Raw genomic sequence first — 25014 nt, forward strand, 5'->3', positions numbered from 1 at the left:
CAACGAATGCAATCACGGGGCTCGTCATGCATTGCGAAGGGCCGGCGGCGGCTGCGTCCATGGCGTGAGCTAACGAGAAAGGCGTGATTATAGATTTGGTAATGAGAATGAATCGCAAATGAGGCGCAGGCACAACCATTCGCACGCGGGCAGGCCGCGCGCGAGGCTGCATGTTCCGCGTCAGCCGTTCAGCTGCACAGAACGATGGTGACCAGAGCGGAGGTGTCTTCGATGGCGCGTACCGCATGCGCCATGTTGGCCGGCAGGTGCATCAGCTGGCCGGCCTGCAGGGACTGGCGGCTTTCGCCGAGCATCACCTCCAGCTCGCCTTCCAGGCAGTGCAGGCTGACGCTGCCCGGCACCTTGTGCGGCGGCAGCGACTGGCTGGCGCGCAGCACCACGCGGATGACCTCCATGTCCTGGGACTTGAACAGGGCGCAGGTCCGGGCGCCCGCCAGCCGCGCACCAAACGGCAGGACATCGATGGCTTGAGCGGTCAGTGCAAAGGGGGTGGCCATGGCGGACCTCCGGGCGTTGGCGGGCAATACTGCCATTGTCCTCCGAAGCACCGCAATCCATCAACCGCAGCTGTGTGACAGCAGGGGCTTGTGCAGGGTCTCAGCCCGGCACGCTGGCCTCCACCAGCAGGGTCAGCAACTGCAGAGACTCCTGCCAGCCCAGGTGACAGGCCTCGGCGGGAATGACGGCGGGCACGCCTTCCTGGGTCACATCCATTTCAGTGCCGCAGAACACCTCGCGCAGCGTGATGGTGGTGATCATCTCGCCAGGCAGTTGCGGGTCGTCGAAGCGGTCGGTATGGCGTACCAGCCGGCCAGGTTCCAGGTCCAGGAACTCCCCGCCGAAGCCGCTGCGCCCGCCCGTGGACAGATTGACGAAGGCCATGCGGTAGCGCCCGCCGACCCGGGCGTCGAACTCGGGCACCTCGCAGATGTAGCCGTGGGGCGGCAGCCATTTGGCCAGGGCAGCGGCCGTGGTGAAGGCCTGGTACACGCGCTGAGGCGGCGCCTTGAGGACGCGGTGCAGCCGGATGGTGTGGACGGTGTGTGACATGCGGAACTCCTTGGCGTGGTGTCGTGCAAGGCTGCCAGCCTCGCACCGATGCAGTCCGTGTGCAAGAGGCGGGACCTGGAGGCTGAGGCGGGATTCAATGATTCATAAATCGAATCCTTGATTGGTTTTAAAGAATTGGACTTGAATCATTGACACCCGCACCATGGCGGCGAGCGCTGGACACACAGCGCCGCCTTCCATAGGAAACAGGATAGGAAACAGGAGACAAGCAAATGAAGCATTCCCCGTTGCGCAGGGCCCTGGCCCTTGGCGCTATCAGCACCATTGCGGCCGTGGCCGCGCCCTCCGTGTTGGCGCAGGGGGGTTACCCCTCCAATCCCATCACCCTGGTCGTGCCGTTCGCGGCCGGCAGCGGCACGGACGCCGTGGCGCGCCTGGTGGCTACCCGGCTGGGCGAGCGGCTCAAGCAGCCCGTGATCGTGGACAACAAGGCCGGCGCCAATGCCCAGATTGCCGCCAACCATGTGGCCAAGGCCAAGCCGGACGGCTACACGCTGTTCATGACCACCAACACCTCGCACTCGGCCAACCCCTGGCTGGTCAAGGGCCTGAAGTACGACCCCGTCAAGGATTTCACGCCCGTGGCGCGCGTGGGCGAGCTGCCGTTCGCGCTGCTGGTCCACCCCTCCGTTCCCGCCAAGACCGTGCAGGAACTCATCGACTACGCCAAGGCCAATCCCGACCGCCTGTCCTACGGCACGCCCAACAGCACCTCGCTGGTGGCCTCGGAGACCTTCAAGTACGTCACGCACGCCCAGATCACCTCGGTGCCCTACAAGTCCAGCCCCCAGGCGCTGACCGACCTCATGGGCAACCAGATCCAGGTCTACGTGGCCGACCTGGGCTCGGCCTGGGGCACGATCAAGACCGACCGCGTTCGCACCCTGGCCGTCACGGCGGCCAAGGGCTCCACCCTGCTGCCCAATGTGCCGGCCATCGGCAAGACGCTGCCGGGCTTCGACATCACCTCGTGGAACGGCATCTTCGGCCCGGCCGGCATGCCGGCCGAGATCACCGAGCGGCTGAACACCGAGCTGCAGGCGATCCTCAAGGACAAGGCCGTGCAGGAGCAATTGGCCCAGGTCGGCTTCGAGGTCTGGCCCACGGCCACGCCCGCCGAGTTCGCCACCTATGTGAAGGACCAGATGGCCCGCTGGGGGCAACTGGTCAAGCAGGCCGGCATCGAGACGCAGTGAGGGAGACCGGCATGCAAGAAGCGCAGCAGGGGCAGCAGGGACAGCAAGGCCCTCTTGCCGGAGTGAAGGTGCTGGACATGACCTCGGTGGTCATGGGCCCCTTTGCCACCCAGATCCTTGCGGGCCTGGGGGCCGAGGTGATCAAGGTCGAATCGCCCGAGGGCGACAACATGCGCCACGTCGGCCCCATGCGCAACCCCGCCATGGGCCACATCTTCCTGCAGGCCAACCAGGGCAAGCGCTCCGTGGTGCTGGACCTCAAGCAGGGCGCCGCGCGCGAGGCCCTACTGCGCCTGGCCGAAGGCTGCGACGTGCTGGTCAGCAACGTGCGGCCCCAGGCCATGGCACGTCTGGGCCTGGCCTACGAGGACTTGGCGGCGCGCAACCCGCGCATCATCCACGTGAGCTGCTGCGGCTTCGACCAGCGCGGCCCCCATGCGGCCCGGCCCGCCTATGACGACCTCATCCAGGGCGCCACCGGCGTGCCCTGGCTGGCGCAGCAATACGGCGGCGGCGAGCCGGCCTATGCCCCCATGACCCTGGGCGACCGCGTCACCGGCCTGCACGCCGTCTACGCCGTCACGGCCGCCCTCTATGCGCGCGAGAAGACCGGCAGGGGCCAGGCCGTGGTCGTGCCCATGTTCGAGGCCATGACCCAGTTCATCCTGGGCGACCACATGGCGGGCCTGTCGTTCGAGCCGCAGCTGGGCGGCCCCGGCTATGCGCGCCTGCTCACGGCCCACCGCAGGCCCTATCGCACCAGCGACGGCCACCTGTGCGTTCTCATCTACAACGACAAGCACTGGCACAGCTTCTTCAACGCCATAGGCCAGCCCGAGCGCATGGCCGAGCCCATCTTCGCCACCCACAGCCAGCGCGCGCTGCACATCGATGCCGTCTATGCCGAAGTCTCGCGGCTGATGGCCGGGCGCACCACCGCCGAATGGCGCACGCTGCTGGACGCGGCCGACGTGCCCAACATGCCCATGGCCTCGCCCGAGGATCTGATCGCCGACCCCCAGCACCAGGCCACCGGCTTCGTGCACGAGATAGACCACCCCAGCGAAGGCCGGTTGCGCACCACGGCCAGCCCCACGCGCTGGAGCGCCACGCCGCCCGCAGAACGCGCCGCCCCCGCGCCGCGCCTGGGCGAACACACCCTGCAGGTGCTGCGCGACGCGGGCCTGACCGAGGCCGAACTGGCCGCCCTGCAGGCCAGCCGCGCCTGCAGCCAGGCTGCCGCGCTGCAAGACGCCCCACCACAAACACAAGCACAGGCACAAACAGAAGGAAACCGCCCATGCCCCGCTACCTGATCCGCGAACAAGACGTGCCCGGCTACAGCCCCGCCAACCACCACGGCACCGTCAACCGGCGCCTGGTCAGCGCCGCCAACGTGGGTGCGCGCCACATGGAGCTGGTACTGGGCACGCTGGAGCAGGGCGGCGGCGCGCTGCCCCATGCCCACCCCGGCATGGAGCAGGCCTGCTACCTGCTGGCCGGCACGGCCGAGGTGGAAATCGACACCCCGGACGGCAAGGAACGCTTTGCCATGCAGCCCGGCGACACCTGCTTCTTCCCCGAGGACTGCATGCACATCTTCCGCGTGACCAGCGCCGAGCCCGTGCGCCTGCTGGTCTTCTACAGCCCGCCTTACGCAGAGAACCCCGAGCGCGTGCGCCGGCCGGCAGCCTGAGCGCCGTCACCCCACAGACACAACAAGCGAACAGCAACAAGCAACGGAGAACACACCATGGACTTTCTGTGGAACGAAGAACAGGAACAGATACGCGACGCCGTCGAGCGCGCCTGCGCACCCTTCGATGCCGACTACTGGCTGCACAAGGACCATGAAGGCGGCTTCCCGCACGACTTCCACAAGGCCCTGGCCGACGCGGGCTGGCTGGGCATTGCCATGCCCGAAGAGTTTGGCGGCGCCGGCCTGGGCATCAGCGAAGCGGCGCTGATGATGCACACCATCTCGGCCACGGGCGCGGGCCTGTCTGGCGCCTCGGCCGTGCACATGAACATCTTCGGCCTGCACCCCGTCGTCGTCTTCGGCACGGACGAGCAAAAGCGCCGCTGGCTGCCCCCGCTGATCGCGGGCACGGACAAGGCGTGCTTCGGAGTCACCGAGCCCAATGCGGGCCTCAACACCCTCAAGCTGCAGACCCGCGCCGTGCGCGATGGCGACGTCTACGTGGTCCATGGCCAGAAAGTCTTCATCTCCACCGCCCAGGTCGCCAACAAGATCCTGCTGCTGGTGCGCACCAAGCCCGTGGAAGAGTGCAAGGGCACGGAAGGCCTGAGCCTGTTCTACACCGACCTGGACCGCGAACGCATCGAGGTGCGCGAGATCGACAAGCTGGGCCGCAAATGCGTGGACACCAACCAGCTGTTCATCGACGGCCTGCGCATCCCCGCCGAGGACCGCATCGGCGAAGAGGGCAAGGGCTTTTCGTACATCCTGCACGGCCTCAACCCCGAGCGCATCCTCATCGCCGCCGAGGCCGTGGGCCTGGGCCGCGCAGCCCTGGCGCGAGCCACCCAGTACGCCAAGGAGCGCGTGGTCTTCGACCGCCCCATCGGCCAGAACCAGGGCATACAGCACCCGCTCGCCCAGGCCTGGATGGGGCTTGAGGCGGCCCACCTCATGGTGCAAAAGGCCGCCTTCCTCTACGACAGGGGCCTGCCCTGCGGCGCCGAGGCCAACGCCGCCAAATACCTGGCGGCCGAAGCCTGCGCCAAGGCCTGCGAAACCGCCATCTTCACGCACGGCGGCATGGGCTACGCCAAGGAATACCACGTGGAGCGCTACATGCGCGAATCCTGGATCCCGCGCCTGGCGCCCGTCAGCCCGCAATTGATCATGTGCTTCATCGCCGAAAAGGTATTGGGCTTGCCTAAATCGTATTGACCCCCTGAGTCGCTTCGCGCCTTCCCCCTTCTCGCTGCGCGGAGGGGGACGACACCCTCGGTGCGGGGCGGCCCTTCCTCGGTGTCTCAAAGTTGAGGTGCGCGGGTTTTGTGGCTGCGAACCATCTGAAGTCCCATGATTTATCAATCTGTATTTCAGAGGTAGCCATGGTGCAAGATGCCATCTCGCTTGCTCCTCATCCGCCGCCTCTCATGAAGACCCACCTGCTGCGCTATTTCGTCGCCCTGGCCGAGGAACGCCACTTCGGCCGCGCGGCCCAGCGCCTGTGCATCACCCAGCCGCCGCTGAGCATGGCGCTCAAGACCCTGGAGCAGGACCTGGGGGCCAGCCTCATGGACCGCGACGCCAAGAACGTGCGCCTCACCCCTGCGGGCGAGGCCTTTCTGGTCGAGGCACGCAAGGTGCTCGCCCAGCTGCAGCATGCGGCTGACGTGGTGCGTGGCGTGGCCGAAGGCATGCAGGGCCGGCTGGACGTGGGCATCACCGGCTCCATGGTCTACCGCCAGGTGCCCGACTTCTGCCGCGCCTTCCGCGCAGAACGCCCCCTGGTCGAAGTCTGCCTGCATGAAATGTCCACGCGCGAGCAACTGCAGGCCATTGCCAGCGGCCAGATCGACTGCGGCTTTCTCAACATAGGCACCCCGCCAGACGGCCTGCAGACCCTGTCGATCGGCGAGGAACCCTTTGTCTGCTGCCTGCCCGCCACGCATGCGCTGGCGCAGCAGCCCGCCATCGACCTGCGCGAACTGGCCCGCGACACCTTCGTCATGTTCGCCCGCGAAGTGGCTCCGGCCAACTACGACAACGTCATCGCCTGCCTGCAGCAGGCCGGCATCCACCCCCACACACGCCACGCGGCGCGCCAGTGGCTCACCGTCATGGCCCTGGTCTCGGCAGAACAGGGCGTGGCCCTGGTGCCCAGCTGCATGCAGCGCGTGGGAATGAACGGCGTGGTGTTCGTGCCGCTGCGCGGTCCGCAGCAGGCCATGACGCCCGCTGTCATGGCCTGGCGGGCGGACCAGCCTGCGGCGGTGCTGCAGGCTTTCATTGAGAGGGTGAGGGCGATGGCATCCACCGCCGTCAAGGGTGGTAGGGGTTGAGGGCTGTCACCTCTACAGACCCTTCGCAGTAGTGCATGGCGAAAACCACCAGCTCCTTACCATTCGATTGGGTGATGGCCTCCACGTACCAAAAAGGCACTTTTTCTCCTGGAGAAAACGTCACCTTGGTGATATCGAATGCGTACTGAGGAAACTTCTCTTTCAGTTTTTTCAGTACATTCGTTCGAACCAGATTAAGGTCATGGTTTTCGCAAGCGGTTGCGTTTTTTGCGTCCCCGCATGCGGTGATCAGCAAGAATGCGCCAGCCAACAAACTGCGCAAAAAACTGCATCTTGACATGGTTTTTTCATATCAGCGGCCTGTGAAGTAATTGGCCAAAGCCGTTGATGGCCGGATACTGGCTGGAATTATGCGCGGATGTGCGGCGTTGTGCGGGCACCATCATCAAAGACGGGTTGCCATGGTACTTTCTTCTGTTTTAGGCTGAAGAAGGCACCATGGCTTCCTGGTGTCATACACTTGGTTTATTATTGCTTCAATAGATTTCCATTATCCCATTCTCACTGGCCGAGTATTTGCTTTCCGAAACTGCTCGAGCAGAAACGGCCTTTCCCCCTGTGCCGGCCAAATGGGGGTACATGTAGCACAGAACTGCGACTTGCAAATTTGCTACTGGAATGCTACCAGCCATGGTGAAACCATTGTTATAGCAATTTGGAATTCCTCGAACTCCAACGGCGAGTGAAAGATCGCCACCTCTCGCGACAGAAAAGTCAACTCCTGCACTTGCAGATACTCTTGTATATGAACCAGCACGTGGGTAAGGGTCGTAGCTTAGAGATAGAACAGGTCTGTAGTCCCATTGGCCACCAGGCATGTAATAGTAGTTGGAATGTTGCTTAAATGACATTTCCTTTTGAAGGGAAGCCGGTTCACAATGAAGGGGAATATTCCTTTCATCGCTACCAATTACCATTTTTCCAGGAGATTCTGGATTTTTGTCTCCGTATATTTCACACAACCTCTTGTTGAATTCAATTGCTTCATCATTTTGATTGGTGGTTTCGTAGAGATACGATCCATTTGATAGCTTGACTAGATTTATGGTCACAGTACCATTCATTCCAGCCATGCTGCCAGAAATACTTCTGGCGACCATTGGCATGCCGTTCTTTTCAATTTCCTCATTCCCTATCAAAAAATCTTGAGCCATTGCAGATATTGATCCGAGAACAAGTATGGATCCGGTGAGAATTTTACTTAGCATAGTTCCCTCTGTGCTGAAATGTTAATAAGCCTTTGCTGCCATATGGCAGTGAGTGGCGCTATTAGTCTAAGTTCTTTCGCATTTTCAGATCAAGTGCAGACTGCTGTCGTTTTCTGTTTGTTCTGAAAAATAAGATACTTCCTAGGAATTGACGTGAATTGACGATCAACGGTCTAAACACACGCATTCGGATGGCCTGATGAGCAAGGCTTGCGCTGATTCGCAGGCTTGATGAATCCGTAAGTTCCTGGTGCCGTGCATCCGAGTGCTCTTGCCGCTTTGGCAGTGCCCCTTTGTCGTCGGCGATCGAGTCTGCCCACATAGCCACTACGAGGGCCGAGGGAGATGCGATATGGCAGGGTTTGAGCTGCGAGACAGGCGCCCGGAATCTGCGGGTCACCACGGCGCCAGCCGCGCAACTCAGTCCGATGGCACAGCGTCTGTACTGCCCAGAATCTCCGCCACCTTGAGCGCCAGCGCATCCAATGTGAACGGCTTGGTCAGAAGCTGCGTACCGGGGTGCAGGTTTTCCTGGCTGAGCGGAGATGCCTCGGTGAACCCGGTGATGAAGAGCACCGGCAGGTCGGAACGGGCCAGGCGCGCCTCGTCGGCAAGCTGCTTGCCGTTCATTCCGCCGCGCAGCCTCATGTCCGTGATCAGCATGTCCACCCGGGTTCCGGCGCGCAGTACCTGCAGCGCGGCGGCTGCATCGGCCACGGCAAGCACCGTGTAGCCCAGGTCGACAAGCGCCTCGTCGATGAGATGGCGGATCGGGGCTTCGTCATCCACGACCAGCAAGGTCCTTTGGGCAGGAACCACCACCTGCCTTGCCGCATCGACCGCGCGTTCTGCAACGGGCGCGGCGTCGCACCTGGGCAGATACAGGCAGACCGTGGTGCCCTGGCCCGGCTTGGAGAAGATCCTGACCGCTCCTCCCGATTGCCGTGCGAAACCGTAGATCATCGACAGCCCCAACCCTGTTCCATGGCCCACCGGCTTGGTGGTGTAGAACGGCTCGAAGGCGCGCGCAATGGTCTGCTCCGACATGCCGGTACCCGTGTCGGTGACGCACAGCGACACATAGCCGCCCGGCGGAAGGTCCCACTCCCGGGCTGCCGCCTCTTCAAGCTCGATGTTGGCTGTCCTGATGGTCAGCCGGCCGCCTTCTGGCATGGCATCGCGGGCGTTGATGCACAGGTTCAGGATGGCGTTCTCCAGCTGCGTTCCATCGATTTGCACATGCCACAGATGGGCTGCCGGCACGATGTCTATGTCCACGCTGGCGCCCACCGTCCTTCGCAGCAGGTCCTCCCAATCGGCCAGGAGCGCGGCCATATCGGTGGGCTTGGAGTCCAGGATCTGCCGGCGCGAGAACGCAAGCAGCCGCTGCGTGAGCGTGGCGGCGCGCCGCACCGCCCCCTGCGCTCCATGGATGAAGCGCGTGAGGTTGTCCACCTGGCCGCGCGCCAGCATCCGCTGCAGCAGCTCCAGATTGCCCATGACGGCCGCCAGCAGGTTGTTGAAGTCGTGCGCAAGGCCGCCCGTCAACTGGCCCACCGCCTCCATCTTCTGCGACTGGCGCAGTTGCTCCTGCGCCTTGGCCAGCGCTTCGGCCTTGGCCATTTCGGAGGTGATGTCGCGGCCCACGGCGTTGATGCGGCCTGCCGCCGAACGCGTGGACCAGGAGATCCAGCGGTAGCTACCGTCCCGATGGCGATACCGGTTGTCAAACCTGGCATGCGCCATGCCTGTGGCCAGCTCCTGCGTGTCCTGGATGGTGCGCGCCAGATCCTCCGGATGGATGAGATGAAAAAGCGTTGTGCCCAGCAGCTCGTCTTCACGCCAGCCCAATACCTCGGTCCAGGCCGGGTTGACCGCAGTGATGATGCCCTCGAACGTGCAGCGCATCATGATGTCGGATGACAGCTGCCACAGCGCGTTGCGGTCGGCCGTGCGCTCTGCCACCTGTTCCTCCAGCGTGGCATTCAAGCGCTCCAGCGCGGCCTGGGCCTGCTTGCGCTCGGTAATGTCGGAGGCCGCTCCCAGCCAGCCGGTGATGGCGCCTGCGGCATCGAACAGCGGCACGGCGCGCGAGAACGCCCAGCCCACGCTGCCATCGACCCGGTTCACCCGGTGCTCGATCACATAGTCGGTCTTCGTGCGTATGGCCCGCGCGATCTCCGCGCGCACCAGGTCGCGGTCCTCCGGGGGGATGTAGTCTTCCAGCCAGTTCGTGTTGGACGCCTGCGTGTCAGGGATGAACCCGCCGCCTGCCAGCTGGTGCAGCTCGCTCCAGTCCGCACTGATGGAGTAGCGCACCTCCGACGAGGACCGCACCAGCGCATCCAGCCGTTCCTCGCTCTGGCGCAACATGTCCAGCGCCCGCCGTTCCGCATCGATGTCCAGAATGGCGATGGCCGTGGCCACGACTTCCTTGTCTGCATTGCGCAGCGGCACCCCGAACACGCGCGTCCATACTTCGAGCCCCTGGGGCGTGTCATAGACGCAGTCAACACCCGGCACCACCAGCTCCCCGCGGAACGCGCGGGCAGCCACAAACTGGTCGCGGGGGACGGGCTTGCCATCCTTGTCCCAACTGCGCCAGCGCCCCCGGTCTTCCTCGGCCGACAGCAGCGAAGGGATGGGGGTCTCCGGCAGGAAATGGCGGTAGGCCGGGTTGGACATCAGCACCTTGCCGCCCTTGCTCACCAGGCACAGGCCTATCGGCAGATGCTCAATGAAATCCGAAAACAGCGTCTTTTGGTCTGCCACCTGCGCATCGAAGGGGTCCTTATCGCTGGTGCCCGCGCCCTGCACGGCGCTGGCATGGCCCGCCGTGGCAATCGCCAGCTGCGCCCGCAGCCGGGCGTTTTCAGCCCGAAGCAGGGCAATCTCGTCAGACGCTTGGATCATGGGGGAATGGGGCGGGGCGTTGGGTGGAGGAGAGGGGGCAACTCGCCGCTGGCGGGGACGGTGATGCTGCCTGGGGATCATAGCTGTGACTGCTGGTGCGACCGATGTTGAGGCTGTAGTCCTCGGTGCGGCAATTCTTGTGAGCTTTCGGCCTCCCAGGGACTATTGGGTTGAATTGGCCGTGCAATGGGCTGAATTTGGGTCCCCAATGACCGATGAATCGGTCGACGAACGCTCGAAATGCGCCATTGAAAATATGGAAGTCGAGAACCTTATTGAGAAAATGGCAAAGGATGCATATTTCCGCCAATTTCTCGAATATGAATCAAACAAATCGGCAATGAATGATCTGCCCCGTCGTGCAGGCCATGGCTGAAGGGGGGGCGGCGAGAGGGCTTCCCTGCAGGAAACGTGCCGCAGGCACCGCCGCTGCTGTGACTTTCATGTCACACAGCACAGCTGTCACGAAGAATACTTATGTGTTGCCTAGAGTTCCCGCAGCGGTGGCAGGAGGCTACCGTCATTCTCATTAATAAGTTCAGTTCGTATCTCGCCAATGAAAAATCAAAAAACGTGCTCGCGCATTCTGGGACTCGCGATGGGCACATTCTTCGCCTCTTCTTCCAGCCTGGCCTTGGCACAATCTTCCGTCACCATTTTTGGTGTGGTGGACGTCGGCGTCACCATTGCCAAGTCCGGCAGCAACAGGCTCAATGCGCTGAACTCCAGCCAAGGCAAGACCAGTCTGCTTGGATTGCGTGGCACGGAGGACCTCGGCGGCGGCAACAGAGCTCAGCTCTGGCTTGAAGGCGGCCTCAACCCCGATGTCGGCACTGGCGGCAGCAGCGGCTCCCTTGGCTTCGAGCGCCGCTCCACGATCGGGCTGAGCAACAATTCCTGGGGCGAGATCCGGCTGGGTCGCGACTACACCCCCAGCTACAACATCTTCACCGCTTTCGCGGGCCCCGACACCACCACCGGCGTGCAGGCCAATCTGTTCCAGACGATCCGCCAGACTGCCTACAACGCCGCCAGCCAAAGCGGCGTGGTCGACCGCACGCGCATCAGCAACGCCGTGGGCTACTTCCTGCCGAGCGACTTGGGCGGTGTCTATGGCCAGTTCTCGGTTTCCTTTGGCGACGAGAACGCCTCCGGCTCTGGCGCAAGCAAGGCCCGCAGGTACATAGGCGGCAACCTGGGCTATCGCTCTGGCCCGCTGAACGTGGGTATCGGCTACGGCAGGATCGACGGCACCGCAGCCGTGGCTTCGCCCAGCGCCATCGCTGCAACCAGCGATCTCGAAGACCTGGTGCTGGGCGCCTCGTACAACTTCGGCAGTTTCCTGCTTAATGGCGGATACAACAGCCTGAAGTGGGAGCCCGTCAACGGCGCAACCTCCGGGAAGGTGGACGGTTTCTACCTGGGCGCAACCATCCCCATGGGGCCAGGCAGCTTGCGCGTCAAGTACGCCAGCGCCAAGTTCAGCGGCAACGCCTCTGCCCTCACGCGCAGCGGCGGCAAGGCCGACAAGTATTCGATCGGATATGTCTACGACTTCTCCAAGCGCACCTCTCTGTACGCAGGGCTGGCGCGTGTCAACAACAAGAACGGCGCCAGCGTCGGCCTGATCGGCGGCCCTGCGGGTGTGGCCAACGCCGGCTCGACCGGTGTGGATCTGGGCATCAGCCACTCGTTCTGAGCGGCACAGCGCCTTTTCCAGAAACGAAGCCTTCAAGGTGGGGCAGGCCCTTGCCACGCAGGGCCTGCCGATCTGCCTATCTGCTTATCAGGCTTGCCTCTTCTTCTCAAGACCTACTCGCCATGCGCCCCCCCACTTCTTCTTCCTGCCTGATGGCAGTGATCGCCGCCGCGGCTGCCTTGCTGAGCGCCTGCGCCGACACCCGCCCGCTCCAGGTCGCCGGCTCCGAGACGGTGACGCAGACCACCGGCGTCGGCAGCATCCGCGCCACCGTCACGCACCAGGACGTCCAGTTCGACGACAGGTTCTATTTCCCCTACGAAGGCCAACACCCCGCTACCAAGGCCGATTTCCCCAAGGGATTTCTGCCAGCCTACGGTTCGGGCCTGGCCTTGAAGGGCAGGCGTGCCGACGGCACGCTGGAGTTCTACGCCATCACCGATCGCGGCCCGAACGCGACCACCGGCCCGGTCACGCAGATCACCGACGGCTCCAATCCCGCGGGCTTCGCCAGTTCCACGGTGTTTCCCTCGCCCAACTTCACTCCGTCCATCGGCGTGATCGCCCTCGGAAAGGACGGAGCCAGGCTCGTCTCCACCCTGCCGCTCAGATTCAGCGCCACACAGAATGCCAACGGCCGCGTGCAGCCACGGGGCATCACAGGCAACACGGGCGAGCAAGTCCTGGACGACTCCTTCACCTATCCCGGCAAGGCCAAGGGCTACAGCGAATTCGGCCTGGACACAGAATCCGTGGTGGTGGATGCCGCACGCAATGTGCTGTGGGTGTCCGACGAATACGGACCCTTCATCGTGAAGATCGACCCGGCCACCGGCATCATCCAGAAGAAATACGGGCCCGGCACTGGCGCGGCCGATCTGCCGGCCATTCTCGCCAAGCGCCGCGCCAACCGTGGCATGGAGGGGCTGAGCATTGATGTGGCCAGCGGCAAGCTGCACGGTTTCCTGCAAAGCCCCCTGGACGACGGCAAGGCCGACTACACCACCACTGCCGTTGCCGACGCCACAGGCAAGTCGGAGAACGTGCGCGACTACGCTCGCTTTGTGCGCTGGGTGGAGTTTGACCCGACCACCGAGAAAACCCGCCTGTTTGCCTTGCCCGTGGACAGCCGCTGGTACAACCAAGGCAAGACCGGCAATGCCAAGCTGGGTGATGTGGTCTCACTGGGCAAGGGGAAATTCATCGCCATCGAGCAAGGCACGGGCAAGGACAAGAAAGTCTTCAACGATCTGGTTCTGATCGAGTTTCCGGCCAACGCCACCGACATCACCGCGCTGGGCTCCGACCTGGAAAAGAGCAGCCTGACTGGCAAGCCGGTCAATGGCTCGGACTATTCCAAGGTCGTGACGCTCAAGAAGACCCGGCTCTTCAACCTGAACGCCACCGGCTGGGTGGCCGAGAAGGCCGAAGGCCTGGCACTGGTCGATGACTACACGCTGGCGCTGACCAACGACACCGACTTCGGTGTTTCGCTGGCCGTGCTGGACGCCAGCGGCAAGGCAATCGAAGGCTCGGACGTCACCAAATGCATGGTGGACGCCGAAGGCAAGATCGTGAACGACGGCCAATGCGCCAAGGGCGCGGCGAGCCTGCGCTTTACCACCAATGACGTCAACGATCGCACGCAGCGACTGTGGACCTTTGGGTTCAGCAAGAAGCTGAGCGAATACGGCGCTCCCTGAACGACTGGACTACGACTGCGACTGCATGGCATAGGCAAGACAACGGGGCCACGGCGATCCAGGGCGGTTCGTCCAGCGCGAAGGCGCTGCGACGGGCCGCAACGCTGATGCCGCTTCCTCTGGCACGGCGCCGCCGTTGCGGCGCAAGTGTGGGCTTGCCGCAATGACTGGTCCTTTCGACCTTCGGCAGTGTTCCGGCATTGCCCAAAGCGGTAGTCGTTGAGTGCGTAGATGACAGGCATACGTCCGAGCCGATCACTCCCACAATCAAATCCCCATCTGCTGGCCATTTCAGAAGCGCCTTCAAATTCCATGCTGTTTTCCCCGCGAGTCGAGGAAATTCAACAGAGAGCCGTTCAGAATTCAATTCCGGATTTTCGATGGCTTGGGATTGGCCAGTCATCGAATTCCTGAAGAGATGGCGCGTGCGGTATCCTCAGCCGCTCTGTGGAGGAGAAGAAAGTGGCGGTACTGATTCCTGCGATGGGGGCGTGCGTTGGGCGCATGACGCCTGGCGAGCGACGGCTGGCCGAGCGTTTGGAGCAAAAGCTCGAAGACGATTACATGCTTTGGTATGACGTACCCATCGGTCCCAAGCAGACGCATCCTGACTTCGTCGTCATTCATCCACGCAGGGGCGTTCTGATTCTTGAGACCAAGGATTGGCGGCTCGAGACGGTTCAAGAGGCGACCAAACAGGCCTGGACGCTCATCGTGGATGGAAGACCCAAGGTCGTCATCAATCCGGCAGCTCAGGCGCGACACTGCGCCATTCAAGTGGTCAATGCGCTGGAGCGAGATCAGCAACTCATTCACGGCGAAGGCCCTCATCAGGGAAAGCTGGCATTTCCCTGGGGCAGCGGCGTGGTGTTCACCAACATCACGCGCAAGCAGTTTGAAGAGTCTGCACTGGACCAGACGATTGATGCGCATCTCGTCATCTGCAAGGACGAGATGCTGGAATCCGTTGATGCCGAGGCTTTCCAGCAGCGCCTGTGGAACATGTTCCCCCACGCTTTCGGCAAAGCCATGTCGGTGCCGCAGCTCGAGCGCACGCGGTGGATCATGTTCCCGCAGGTGCGTGTTCCGGTGCAAGGCAGCCTTCTGCCGGAAGACGCGGACGAGCTGCCGGACATCATGCGCGTCATGGACTTGCAGCAGGAGCAACTCGCGCGCAGCCTGGGCGATGGGCATCGCGTGATCCACGGAGTTGCCGGCTCAGGCAAGACCATGATTCTTGGCTATCGTGCGGAACACCTGGCCAAGACCGCTTCGACCAAGCCCATCCTCGTGCTCTGCTACAACGAGCCCTTGGCAGTGAAGCTCAATGCCTGGTTTGCGGCCAAGGGCCTGGCCGATCGGGTGCACGCCCGCAACTTCCACAAGTGGTGTCGCCAGCAATTGGTGGCCTATGGTCAGACGCTACCCGCTCAGGGCCCAGGCATGTTTGATCAGATGGTGGAGTTTGTGATTCGCGGCTTGGACCGGCAACAGATTCCGTCCGGGCAGTACCAGGCCGTGATGGTCGACGAGGGGCACGACTTTCAGCCTGAATGGCTCAAGCTCGTCACCCAGATGGTGGACCCTGAGACCAACAGCCTGTTGATCCTGTACGACAGCGCCCAGAACATCTATGGCAAGAGCAAGGCGCGTGGGTTCAGCTTCAAAAGCGTGGGAATCCAGGCCTCAGGGCGCACAACCATTCTCAAGATCAACTACCGCAACACCAGGCAGATTCTGCAAATCGCCAACCGCGTCGCCGCCGAGTTCCTGCAACCCAATGCCCAGGATGATGACGGTGTTCCGCTGGTGCAACCCATCAGCTGCGGCCGCGAAGGGCAGGAGCCGCTGATCGTGCGCCTGCCGAGCTTGCGGGACGAGCCCGCCAAGATCGCCGAGCTGCTGGCTGCGGCGCATCAGGAAGGCCACGCCTGGGGTGACATGGCCATCCTGTGCCGCGATCACGACTCCATGAACCAGTGCGCCATGGCACTTGGCCGCCGAAAACTGCCGCATCGCGTGCGACATCGCTCAGGTGACTTCGATCCGCTGGCCGACACCATCAAAGTGATGACAATGCACGCCAGCAAGGGATTGGAGTTCCCGGTCGTGGCCGTTGCAGGAGTGGGGCAGATGCCGCGTGAAGGCGAAGATGCGGCGGACGAGGCCAAACTGTTCTATGTGGCTGCGACTCGGGCGACACAAAAACTGGTGTTGACTGTGGCGGGAGAAGGGGCGTTTGCGAAGGCGCTGGTGGATGCGGGGTGAATGCGGGATGAATGCGGGGTGAGGGCAGGGCGAGGACAGGCACAAGTCCGTGGTGCGGTGGTCAGGGCTCCAGGCGTGGTCCCAGTGGCGTTGCACCCGCAGCGCATTCTTGAGGATGGCGCTGCGATCCGAAAAGGATTTTGCGCATGTCACCCTTCCCACTCGGATGCGCACGCCATCTTGCCACTCGGCGCATTGCGCAGGCGGTTCAGGAAATCCAACTGGCTTTTGGCCGTTTGATTCCCTTTTGCCACGGCTTGCCGCAGCCAGTGCACTGCTTCACAGCGATCCGCTTTCACCGCGGTGCCATACAGGGTTGGGCCTGCCAGAAGAATCCATGCCAGTGTTTCCTGGGCTTGTGGCTCGCCATCCCGGGCCGCCTGGCGCAGCAACGCGAGCATGGTGGCGTAGTCACCCGCAGTCTGCGCCTCCAGGGCCAGTTGAAACCGCTGCTCGGACGTGGTGGCCATGTCAAACGGCAACGGTGCCGCCTGCGCCAGCGCGCCGGACAGGGCCGCTGCGATGAACAAGCCATGCCGTGCCAGCGTGGCAATTGGGGTGGCAATTGGGCGGAATTCGAATCGCATTTTTGTCTCCACTTGAACTGAGTGGCCCCATCGTCTTCGCAATCCCGATCCCTGAAAATTCGGAATCTTCAAAGGCGCCCTCAGGGCCACCCAGAGGCTGATTCGAATCGGCCGTGCAGGCCTGGCGCCCACGGCTTCAGCCCATGAACCCCAGATCGATGGGATAGGCCGAGCCGCCGAAGTTGCCGATATGCGGCAGCACCCCCGCCAGCTCGGTATTCGCCACGCCGAACCAGCGCGCCAGGGTGGCGGCGTACTGGTCCACGGCAGTGCTGGGCAACAGGCGCCCCTGGCCGACATGCCACTGGTCTTCGCTGCCGCTGCCGTTGCCCACGCTGATGGGCGGTGGCGCGCCATAGAAGGACGCGCCACGCACCGCGCCGCCCACGACGAAGTGGTGGCTGCCCCAGCCATGGTCCGAGCCGTCGCCGTTGGAAGTCAGCGTGCGGCCGAAGTCCGACGCGGTGAAGGCCGTGACCTTGTCGGCCACGCCGAGTTCGGCCGTGGCGTTGTAGAAGGGCGTCATGGCGCTGCTCACCTTGTCGAGTAGCTGCGGCTGGTTGGCGATCAGGTTGTCGAATCGCCCCCACGGCCCCCGCAGGCCACCAGCAGCGCTGCTGCAAGGGAGGAGGTCAGGGCGGGGGGATCTGTGTGCTCTTCGGTCCGTGGCCGAGGTGGCCGGGTTCTGCGCAGGCAGGCAAGGAATCTGCGGGCGCGCGGTCGGGCGGCTGCAGCGTGGAGGCTGCAGCCTGTGTTGTGAGGTTTCCAGGCAGCGGCCGGGTCGTGGCAACGAACAGCCTCGCTCTTCGGCGCCTGGCGCAGAGTGTTTCAAGGATCTCGGAGGTGCGCAGCCACCTTGCAGCCCTAAAGCGTGTCGAGACGTTATACGGCGGGGCGGCAGGGGCGGTATACAGGGTTGACGCTGTAGAGCCTGGGCAAAGACCGATGGGTGCCGCTCGACTGCCTGCGTTCTTAGGGAATGCGCAGCGTTGTGTGGGGGCAACCATGCAGGCGGATTGGCATAGGGCTTTCTTCTGTTCCGGGCTGAAGAATGCGGCATGACGTCTTGGGACCGTACACCTGAGTGCGGTGCGTCTGCACGGGGCAGCGTTTCCGAGCTTTCGGAGGACCATCACTAGTCGCGGGCACCAGAATATTTAAATAGGTTCGCTCCTAAGTCGGGCCTTTCCAAGGTTATCTCGAAGAAACTGTGGAGCACTATTGCTAGTCTGAAAAACAATGCTCACGTTGTTGAAGATTACCGCAGAGACTGAACGCCAACCGTAAGGCTCAAATAACTCGTTGCTAGGTACAGGACCATCATCGAACCAGTGATTTATTTTATTTATGTAGAATAATATATCTGTTCTTTCCTTCATGCCGGGTAAATAACGGCTATTAATGGAATTTAAATGCTTCAAGACTAGCTGAGCTGCGTCTGCGGGGAATAAGTCAATCGCAAATCTTGATTTTATGTATGATTTTCCATTGCCGTGTAGAGAGTTATTGCGAGCCTGCTTAGCCTCTTCGTGTCTGCGGCGCCCTTCGTCCATGATCTCCTTAACCTCGAAAGCTGCATCTTGGTAAAAAACATCAGGGGGGTCTTGCGGGCTGCAGAAAACCTGAGAGTCGTCAACGCCAATATGAAGATTGGTCAAAAAATCGACTGTATTTCTCCACTCACGCCAGTTTTTAAATTTCCTAGAGAATCGATCATCGCCCAACTCAGGTTCCGGAGGGTCTGGTATAGACGGCATTGTTGCCAGTAAGGGTTTATGTAATTTAGAGCGAGACATGGGAATATACAAGCGCGATGTTTTTCCTCATTACATGCCATAATATTTTGAACTGAAGGAAACAGTTATAGGCCCACCATCATGCACGCACATAACATTTACCTTTAACTTTTTCTTGTGATCATAGTAGGTGTGGCAGTGTGTCTGTATTCGGACTAGATCCAGTTCGCTGGGGTTGATGCTTAGTGCACCCAGTATTGGCTCTGGATCGAACTTTTGGTTTTGATTGAAGGGCGCAGTACGCTTGAGATCAATTTCAATGAAGCTAACATAGCTACCCTCCCGCTCTAAGAACATTCTGCATTCATCATTTTCTACGATGATGTTGCCTGCCTCGTTAAGGTCACCACCAACCGCCTCAAGAGCCTCTTCGATTTTCATTCCCATGTACTGAAAAGGTCTATGGAATGGTCTAAAAAGAATAGGCAGATTGAAGGTGGTAGCACGGTCAAGCGCCTCGCCCAATGTGGCTCCCGTGTGACTTGTATCAAGAATTGACTTGTTGAATACAATGCCAATACTTTCTACAAGTCGTTTCAGTCCCAAGTGATATTCTGAATCATTGGTGAAGTCAGCGTAAAATTTCCCAAGCAAAAAACCAGGGAGGTCGCACTTCCGATAGATCAGAGGAAGCACCTTGATTTTTCGTCCGGAAATTTCTTGATTCATTGCAACATCTAATTCGCGCTGGACCCATGGAGATGCAATTGAATTGGGGGATAGAACTGCAGCGACGTAATCTACTTCATCCAAACCTTGGCGTATTTTTTCAATGAGAGATTCACCTACTTTGATTTCGGCTTCATCGAGCCAATACCTGATACCGTGGGCCTCAAGATCAGCTGCTAACTTACGGACGAATGTCTTGTCGGTGTACGTGTGGCTTAAAAAAATGCTCTTGTTCACTGAACTCTCCTTGTGCTAAAAATAAAAAATGTTAGGGATACACTCAGTACGAGCAGTCGCGTTAACAGCATGCCTTTCTAAGGCAGAGCGGTGCACAATAACTACTCGGGTTTTCCGAGCGAGTTATTTTGTAAGGAAACTCGGTTGAGGTAAGTCAGATTTTCAGCTTCAGCGCGTTTGGAGTAATATAGTTTAGGGCATTGTAGGGATGCTCGGCGTTGTAGCATCAACCCTAATATCGTTTGCCGCCTCCTTGCGCAATGATAGGCAAGCTGGTGCCTCAGCCTGTGTCCGCGTAACCAGTCTCCACTCCAAGCCTTTGTGTCGCAAAAAGTTGGGAATTCTGCAGAAACCGTTTCAATAAAGATAATATGCGAGTTAATTATATCTAGTGACATAGCCGATTAAAGATCTGAGTGCCCTATCTCGTTGCACTTTATCTGGATTTTCCATGTAATTTCTCATAAGACTCTCTATAATATTCTCATCAATTATCTGTTCTTCCCAACCAAACTCCCTAAGCCGACGATTTAAGACGCATACCCCAATTGTAAAGTGCCCTTTTGCAGTAATATCGAAAAAGTATTGTCCAAATTTCTCAATGTGCTCGTTATATGTATCGAAATGAGGATGTACTATTAAAAAAGAATTGCTAGATTTTGGGTATCGCAGAGGTTTTTTGTTTGCCGTGGTATCTTCTTCTTTTCCTAAAATTTCTTTACTCCTTTTTATTTGGTTGCAATCTGCGCATATTACACATAGATTTTTTGGTTCAAAAATGAACTTCAATACTCTTGACTTTGGCACAATATGTTCGACTTGACAGTTTGCGGCAGATTCCAAAGAAATATTATTTTGGCAATAAGCGCATTTCCCATTTTGTTTGATTCTATAATAATCTCTGACAGATTTTCTGAGATGCTCCAAATCTTCGGAAGACCAACAATTATGGTTGAAATTTGGGTCGTTAAGTTTGTCTTTTATTATTTTTAGTTGATCTGATGTGTACTTTATTGGGTCATTGATTTCGGCCATATTTTCTCCAAATAAGCTGCAATGCCGAAATTAATTCCTTTAGTGGATCGTCTGAGTTAATTTTCCCAAATACTTCGTTCAGTATTCTCATTTCATTTTCATCTTCAATATCGAAGTTTTTATTTTTGGAAATTCTAATGAATAAATTAACTGCAATTCTGTTGAGGTATTCGTTTCTTCTTCCTGGGGTCTTAAATACATTGGCCAGTTGAAAATCTATAGAGCGATTTGAAAAATCCAGTGCTTTATTTGCCTTGCCATCTTCCATGCTCATAACAAAGCAATTTGCTTGAGAAAGCTCTGCAATTAATTGAGGGGAGTGTGTGGCAATTATGAATTGACATCCGCGATATTTTTCAAATGTCTCTAAGAGAAGATGGATGTAGCGTTCTTGCCACTCAGGATGCAAACAGATTTCTGGCTCATCTATGCAAATCAGTGAGTTATTTTCTATCTGGCTTGCTATCCCCAGCATACTCATTACAACCGATTGCTCTCCGGAGCTGGCATCTGTTATGTTTAACTTGCCAGTATCAATTTTCTCCAGCTTGACACTGCGAAGCTTGGCATGACCTGTTGCAATCAATGCCAAAGCTTCTCTGGTAGAGGCATCTCCCTTAAAGGTTACTCCAAATTCATCTATTGTTAGATCAATTCTTGGTTTAGTTTTATTTTCTGATAATTTTGTAAGGTAGTTGAGTGATATTTCTTTGTCGTCATTGTTTGCTGCATTGGGGAAAATATAGTCATTTATTAAAATAAGCGAGTTAAATGGAGTGTTGTCTTTTATTCCGATTCCATCTTTGATGGAAAAATTGCCGCTATCTTTAATATCTTTAATTGTTTTTCGAGTTTTTGATGCAATATATGTAGAGAAGGTACACTCGATTTTTCCGGCATAACCGAGATAATTTAGCACTCTTACTATTTCAAGGGCGTTGCCTTTGGGTTTGATTATTGATTTGACCAATTCAGCTATTATTTTTGCCATATAGCTGGTGCTTGGATTGTTGCTGGAAATGCCTTTTAATCCAAGGTAAATATAAGGATTAGATGCATGTTGTTCGCTTAATATTGGGAATTTGTCAAATGGACTGGTGGAGACGCATATTATTTTTTGAGGAAGATTGTTGTGGTCTAGTGTGCCTCTAGTGGAATTTAGTTCCAGTAGCTTGTCTTCTCTGTCAAGAGTGATTGGTGAACTGAACTTTGATAGCAAACCAAGGACCATACTTCTAAGCAGTCTGCTTTTCCCTGTGCCGTTTTTTCCAACTATTATCGTAAATGCATTTGATCCAGAGAAAAGCCCATATCCTGAAGGTAATATATTGAATGACTTTTCTTTTGTGTGATAGCTTTTAATCATTTTATTGAAAATTTCAAATAAAAATTTGACTTGCCTTAGTTTAACTTGAAAATCTTTGCAAGGGTGTCTTGTGGAAAACAGTGTGAGCAGCAATTCATGGATAAGTGTACCTTGGTTTCTGCAATTCGATTTTTACGTTTTCCTATAGAAGTGGCGATCCTGCGGCCAGTCTCATTAAAACCTTAACTTTGCTCATTCAGTAGATCTAGTTATTCGATTTGCGTCGTCGCCCGTACCTGTTTGTAGTGTATTTTCCTTGCGACTAAATTCAATTGGTGAACCGCCCAGCGCACTATGGCGTACATAGGGTTAAGTTGTTGTCAACTCTGTCTCTACCCTTCCAGATTCCTCGGTGCAACGCCTCCATACGTCGCAGATACTGAAGACTGCTCGTACGCCAGGACTTTTCAGAAATCTCTCTTCGGAGGGACCCTGCAGCTTTACGAAATTCCAACTATAGGTGGCAGACAGAGACTTAGCAAAGCCGGAAGCTTTGTTGTCCGGTTCTCCCGCTTCCACTGCGTGCAGTGGCTCTGGGACCGATACTTCTCGACAGGACTTCAATGCCTCAGCTCACTCCCGCCACCACACCCCCACCCAAACTCGAAGACCTCGCCATAGACGCCGTCCTGCACATGGGCGCCGCGCTGGATGTGCTGGACCTGCTCGCTCGCCACAAGGTCACGGCCATCAATTGCGTGTGTCGCGATCTGCTGCGCATCTACTACGTGAAGGCCGCTCAGGCGCAGTCGCTGGAGCCGGAAGACAGGGAACTGGTGGGCCTGCTGCACGACACGGCGGTGAACTTGGGCTATGCCATTGAGGTGGTGGAGCATCTCAATGGCGATGAGGCCGACGACCCCATTCTTTATGCCGTGAGCTATCTGCTCAGGGCCGCGAAGCGGTTTGCGGATGAGGGGGTGTCGGTAGCGTTGGCCTGAAGGGCGCAGCAGGTGCGGATGGCCTGCGGGCATGGCGGGAGCGAGGCAAAAAATGCGCGAAAAAAAGCGCGCCCCATGCTGAAGCGCGCTGCCGGGTGGGGGCCGTGGGTCAGTCTTTCTTGGCCCGGATGACTTCGCCGCCCACGGCGTCGATCTTGACTTCCATGAGCGTGCCGTTGGCCTGCAGCACTTCGACCTGGTAGCTGGTCTGGCCCCAGTGGGAGTCCAATTCCGCGCTGACGGGTGTGCCCGGGGTGTGGCGGGTGGCGGCCTGGATGGCTTGCTCAATGGTGGATTTGGCCTTTTCCAGGCGCTGGCGGTCCTTGCGCTTGGCGGCGCCGTCGTTCTTGTGCTGGGCGGCCTGGCCGGTGATGGCGTTGACCCAGACTTCCACGCTGTCGCCGGCCGGGGTGATGACTTCGATTTCGTAGCGCGGGCCCATGCCATCGCCGTCGTCCAGCTGGGCTTCGATGGCCTTGCCGGGCACGGCCTGGGTGGCGCGGGTGATGGCCTGCTCCAGCGGGATCTTGGCCTGGCTGGTGATGGTCTGCCATTCGGCCACCGATTTGGCTGCGGCGGGCAGGGCGGCGGTGGCGCAGGTCAGGGCCAGGGCGATGGAGAGGGCGGCGGTGCGTGCGAACGGGGCAGGCTTCATGGGTATGGCTCCTTCCGGGAATGGGGTTGGACAAGACAACGGTCGGGGCCATTGTCTCCACCGTCCCGGAGAGCGGTTGTCGGAGAGGGCGCCCTTTGCCCCCTCCGGCGTGCTGCGGTTTGATTCAGCGCAAGCTCTGCGTTCAGAGGCCCAGCACCTTGGCCACGTAGTCGGCGTCCTTGTCGCCACGGCCCGAGAGGTTGATGAGGATGTGCTGGTCCTTGGGCAGGCCGGGCGCCACGCGCATGGCCCAGGCCACGGCGTGGGCGCTTTCCAGGGCGGGGATGATGCCTTCCACGCGCGACAGCTGCATGAAGGCGTCCAGGCATTCCTTGTCGGTGACGGATTCGTACTGCACGCGGCCCAGGTCCTTGAGGTAGCTGTGCTGCGGGCCCACGCCCGGATAGTCCAGGCCCGAGGCAATGCTGTGCACGGCAGCCGGCGTGCCGTCTGCGTTTTCCAGCACGTAGCACTTCATGCCGTGGATTTCGCCGGGCTTGCCCATGCTGAGGGTGGCTGCGTGGCGGCCGGGCTTGTCCGTGCCTTCGCCCGAGGGCTCCACGCCGACGAGCTTGACCGAGGCGTCGCCCAGGAAGGCCGTGAAGATGCCCATGGCGTTGGAGCCGCCGCCCACGCAGGCGGCCACGTGGTCGGGCAGCTTGCCGTGTTTGGTCTGGAATTGCTCGCGCGCCTCGCGGCCGATGATGCTCTGGAAGTCGCGCACCATCATCGGGAACGGGTGGGGGCCGACCACGGAGCCGATGGCGTAGATGTAGTCGGTGGGGTTGGTGAGGTATTCCTCGAAGGCGCTGTCCACGGCTTCCTTGAGCGTGGCCGCGCCGCGTGTGACGGGCACGAGCTTGCAGCCCAGGATGCGCATCTTGGTGACGTTGGGGTGTTCCTTCTCGATGTCCACCTGGCCCATGTGGATCTCGCAGGGAATGCCCACCAGCGCGCAGGCCGTGGCCAGGGCCACGCCGTGCTGGCCGGCGCCGGTTTCTGCGATGACCTTTTTCTTGCCCATGAACTTGGCCAGCAGGGCCTCGCCCAGGCAGTGGTTGATCTTGTGGGCGCCGGTGTGGTTGAGGTCTTCGCGCTTGAGGTGGATCTGTGCGCCGCCGAGCTGCTCCGACAGGCGCCGCGCGTGGAAGATGGGGCTGGGGCGGCCCACGTAGTCGGCGAAGAGCTGGGCCAGTTCCTGCTGGAAGTCTTGGCGTTTGGTGATTTCGGCGTAGGCGGTGTTGATGTCGTCCATGGCCTGCTTGAGGTGGGGCGGGACCAACTGGCCGCCGTAGGGGCCGAAGTAGCCTTCTGCGGTGGGCATGGGGGCGAAGGTGGGGGGTGTAGTGGTCATGGCTGCTTGTGTTCGTTGTGATGGATGACGCTCTGGCGATTCAGGGTAGCCGTGGCAGCTTACGCAGGGCTGTTGGGGGTGGCCGAGAGAGAAAACCCCGGTTGGATTGACCGGGGTTTCTGGTTTTTGGCCCTGCCGGGTGGTTGTTTTTCGAGGCCGGGTTTCGGCCCGGCAGCCGACTGCCCTTTCTTGATTCGCCAAGAAAGGTCAGATCAAAGAAGGCGACCCGAATGCCC

Annotated in this window: 22 protein-coding genes and 1 pseudogene; 10 read left to right on the forward strand and 13 right to left on the reverse strand. The window is 59.3% G+C overall.

The window, feature by feature from the left end; all coding sequences use genetic code 11:
* Positions 1–188 precede the first annotated feature (188 nt).
* Both DA1_RS23715 and DA1_RS23720 read right to left on the reverse strand, forming a co-directional pair.
* Positions 189–518, reverse strand: a complete 330-nt coding sequence (locus DA1_RS23715) for a cupin domain-containing protein (RefSeq protein WP_013802496.1) — start codon at positions 516–518, stop codon at positions 189–191.
* A gap of 100 nt (positions 519–618) precedes the next feature.
* Entirely contained in the window at positions 619–1071 is a 453-nt protein-coding gene (locus DA1_RS23720) for an SRPBCC family protein (protein WP_012205499.1), read from the reverse strand.
* Between the two features lie 233 nt (positions 1072–1304).
* On the opposite strand from DA1_RS23720, the gene DA1_RS23725 reads away from it, so the two are divergent.
* The 5 genes from DA1_RS23725 (at position 1305) to DA1_RS23745 (ending at position 6326) form a co-directional block, all read left to right on the forward strand.
* Positions 1305–2288, forward strand: a complete 984-nt coding sequence (locus tag DA1_RS23725; protein WP_034393374.1) for a Bug family tripartite tricarboxylate transporter substrate binding protein — start codon at positions 1305–1307, stop codon at positions 2286–2288.
* An 11-nt stretch (positions 2289–2299) separates the two neighbouring features.
* Positions 2300–3604 carry a CaiB/BaiF CoA transferase family protein gene (locus DA1_RS23730; RefSeq protein WP_080736868.1) on the forward strand — a complete coding sequence of 435 codons (1305 nt, stop codon included), beginning with the start codon at positions 2300–2302 and terminating at the stop codon, positions 3602–3604.
* Positions 3589–3984, forward strand: coding sequence for a cupin domain-containing protein (locus DA1_RS23735; RefSeq protein WP_034393376.1), 396 nt, complete (start codon positions 3589–3591; stop codon positions 3982–3984). Before DA1_RS23730 ends, DA1_RS23735 begins: the two co-directional genes overlap by 16 nt.
* Positions 3985–4041: 57 nt before the next feature.
* Positions 4042–5205: an acyl-CoA dehydrogenase family protein gene (locus DA1_RS23740; RefSeq protein WP_013802491.1), complete on the forward strand. Its 1164-nt coding sequence runs from the start codon at positions 4042–4044 to the stop codon at positions 5203–5205.
* 167 nt (positions 5206–5372) lie between these two features.
* A complete protein-coding gene (locus tag DA1_RS23745) occupies positions 5373–6326 on the forward strand; it encodes a LysR family transcriptional regulator (RefSeq protein ID WP_034393379.1) in 954 nt (317 codons plus the stop codon).
* Here DA1_RS23745 and DA1_RS30015 read toward each other — a convergent pair.
* The 3 genes from DA1_RS30015 to DA1_RS23750 all read right to left on the reverse strand — a co-directional run bounded on the left by DA1_RS30015 (position 6307) and on the right by DA1_RS23750 (position 10468).
* Positions 6307–6627: a hypothetical protein gene (locus DA1_RS30015; protein ID WP_080736869.1), complete on the reverse strand. Its 321-nt coding sequence runs from the start codon at positions 6625–6627 to the stop codon at positions 6307–6309. The two genes, DA1_RS23745 and DA1_RS30015, sit on opposite strands and share 20 nt — an antisense overlap.
* 196 nt (positions 6628–6823) lie before the next feature.
* Positions 6824–7501 (reverse strand): hypothetical protein, encoded by a 678-nt coding sequence (locus DA1_RS30020; RefSeq protein ID WP_230590791.1) that lies wholly within the window; start codon positions 7499–7501, stop codon positions 6824–6826.
* Between the two features lie 474 nt (positions 7502–7975).
* A complete protein-coding gene (locus tag DA1_RS23750) occupies positions 7976–10468 on the reverse strand; it encodes a hybrid sensor histidine kinase/response regulator (RefSeq protein WP_034393382.1) in 2493 nt (830 codons plus the stop codon).
* An 85-nt stretch (positions 10469–10553) separates the two neighbouring features.
* On the opposite strand from DA1_RS23750, the gene DA1_RS30680 reads away from it, so the two are divergent.
* The 4 genes from DA1_RS30680 (at position 10554) to DA1_RS23765 (ending at position 16138) form a co-directional block, all read left to right on the forward strand.
* Positions 10554–10844, forward strand: a complete 291-nt coding sequence (locus tag DA1_RS30680) for a hypothetical protein (protein WP_155294240.1) — start codon at positions 10554–10556, stop codon at positions 10842–10844.
* A gap of 222 nt (positions 10845–11066) precedes the next feature.
* Positions 11067–12167, forward strand: coding sequence for a porin (locus DA1_RS23755; protein WP_013802488.1), 1101 nt, complete (start codon positions 11067–11069; stop codon positions 12165–12167).
* 122 nt (positions 12168–12289) lie between these two features.
* A complete protein-coding gene (locus tag DA1_RS23760; protein ID WP_034393386.1) occupies positions 12290–13870 on the forward strand; it encodes an esterase-like activity of phytase family protein in 1581 nt (526 codons plus the stop codon).
* 504 nt (positions 13871–14374) lie between these two features.
* A complete protein-coding gene (locus DA1_RS23765) occupies positions 14375–16138 on the forward strand; it encodes a DEAD/DEAH box helicase (RefSeq protein WP_034393389.1) in 1764 nt (587 codons plus the stop codon).
* Positions 16139–16287: 149 nt separating this feature from the next.
* On the opposite strand, the gene DA1_RS23770 is transcribed toward DA1_RS23765, so the two are convergent.
* The 6 genes and pseudogenes from DA1_RS23770 to DA1_RS30030 all read right to left on the reverse strand — a co-directional run bounded on the left by DA1_RS23770 (position 16288) and on the right by DA1_RS30030 (position 21921).
* Entirely contained in the window at positions 16288–16725 is a 438-nt protein-coding gene (locus DA1_RS23770; protein ID WP_034398531.1) for an SEL1-like repeat protein, read from the reverse strand.
* Between the two features lie 136 nt (positions 16726–16861).
* Positions 16862–17305, reverse strand: a pseudogene (locus DA1_RS23775) (DUF1501 domain-containing protein); the annotation flags it as partial.
* Between the two features lie 577 nt (positions 17306–17882).
* Positions 17883–18533, reverse strand: coding sequence for a DUF1780 domain-containing protein (locus tag DA1_RS30685; protein WP_155294241.1), 651 nt, complete (start codon positions 18531–18533; stop codon positions 17883–17885).
* A gap of 18 nt (positions 18534–18551) precedes the next feature.
* Complete coding sequence (locus DA1_RS23780) at positions 18552–19427, reverse strand: toll/interleukin-1 receptor domain-containing protein (RefSeq protein ID WP_051940750.1); 876 nt, start codon at positions 19425–19427, stop codon at positions 18552–18554.
* Between the two features lie 378 nt (positions 19428–19805).
* Positions 19806–20462 (reverse strand): HNH endonuclease, encoded by a 657-nt coding sequence (locus DA1_RS23785; RefSeq protein ID WP_051940753.1) that lies wholly within the window; start codon positions 20460–20462, stop codon positions 19806–19808.
* Complete coding sequence (locus tag DA1_RS30030) at positions 20446–21921, reverse strand: ATP-binding protein (RefSeq protein WP_218017182.1); 1476 nt, start codon at positions 21919–21921, stop codon at positions 20446–20448. Before DA1_RS30030 ends, DA1_RS23785 begins: the two co-directional genes overlap by 17 nt.
* Before the next feature lie 470 nt (positions 21922–22391).
* On the opposite strand from DA1_RS30030, the gene DA1_RS23790 reads away from it, so the two are divergent.
* Positions 22392–22769, forward strand: coding sequence for a hypothetical protein (locus DA1_RS23790; RefSeq protein ID WP_034393398.1), 378 nt, complete (start codon positions 22392–22394; stop codon positions 22767–22769).
* A 109-nt stretch (positions 22770–22878) separates the two neighbouring features.
* Here DA1_RS23790 and DA1_RS23795 read toward each other — a convergent pair whose 3' ends face one another.
* Together DA1_RS23795 and trpB are read right to left on the reverse strand one after the other, a co-directional pair.
* On the reverse strand, positions 22879–23424 hold the full coding sequence (locus DA1_RS23795) for a PepSY domain-containing protein (protein ID WP_016445999.1): 546 nt from the start codon (positions 23422–23424) through the stop codon (positions 22879–22881).
* Between the two features lie 142 nt (positions 23425–23566).
* Positions 23567–24778, reverse strand: coding sequence for a tryptophan synthase subunit beta (trpB, locus tag DA1_RS23800; RefSeq protein WP_034393401.1), 1212 nt, complete (start codon positions 24776–24778; stop codon positions 23567–23569).
* Positions 24779–25014 lie beyond the last annotated feature (236 nt).

Source organism: Delftia acidovorans NBRC 14950 (assembly GCF_001598795.1).
GTDB lineage: Bacteria > Pseudomonadota > Gammaproteobacteria > Burkholderiales > Burkholderiaceae_C > Comamonas > Comamonas acidovorans.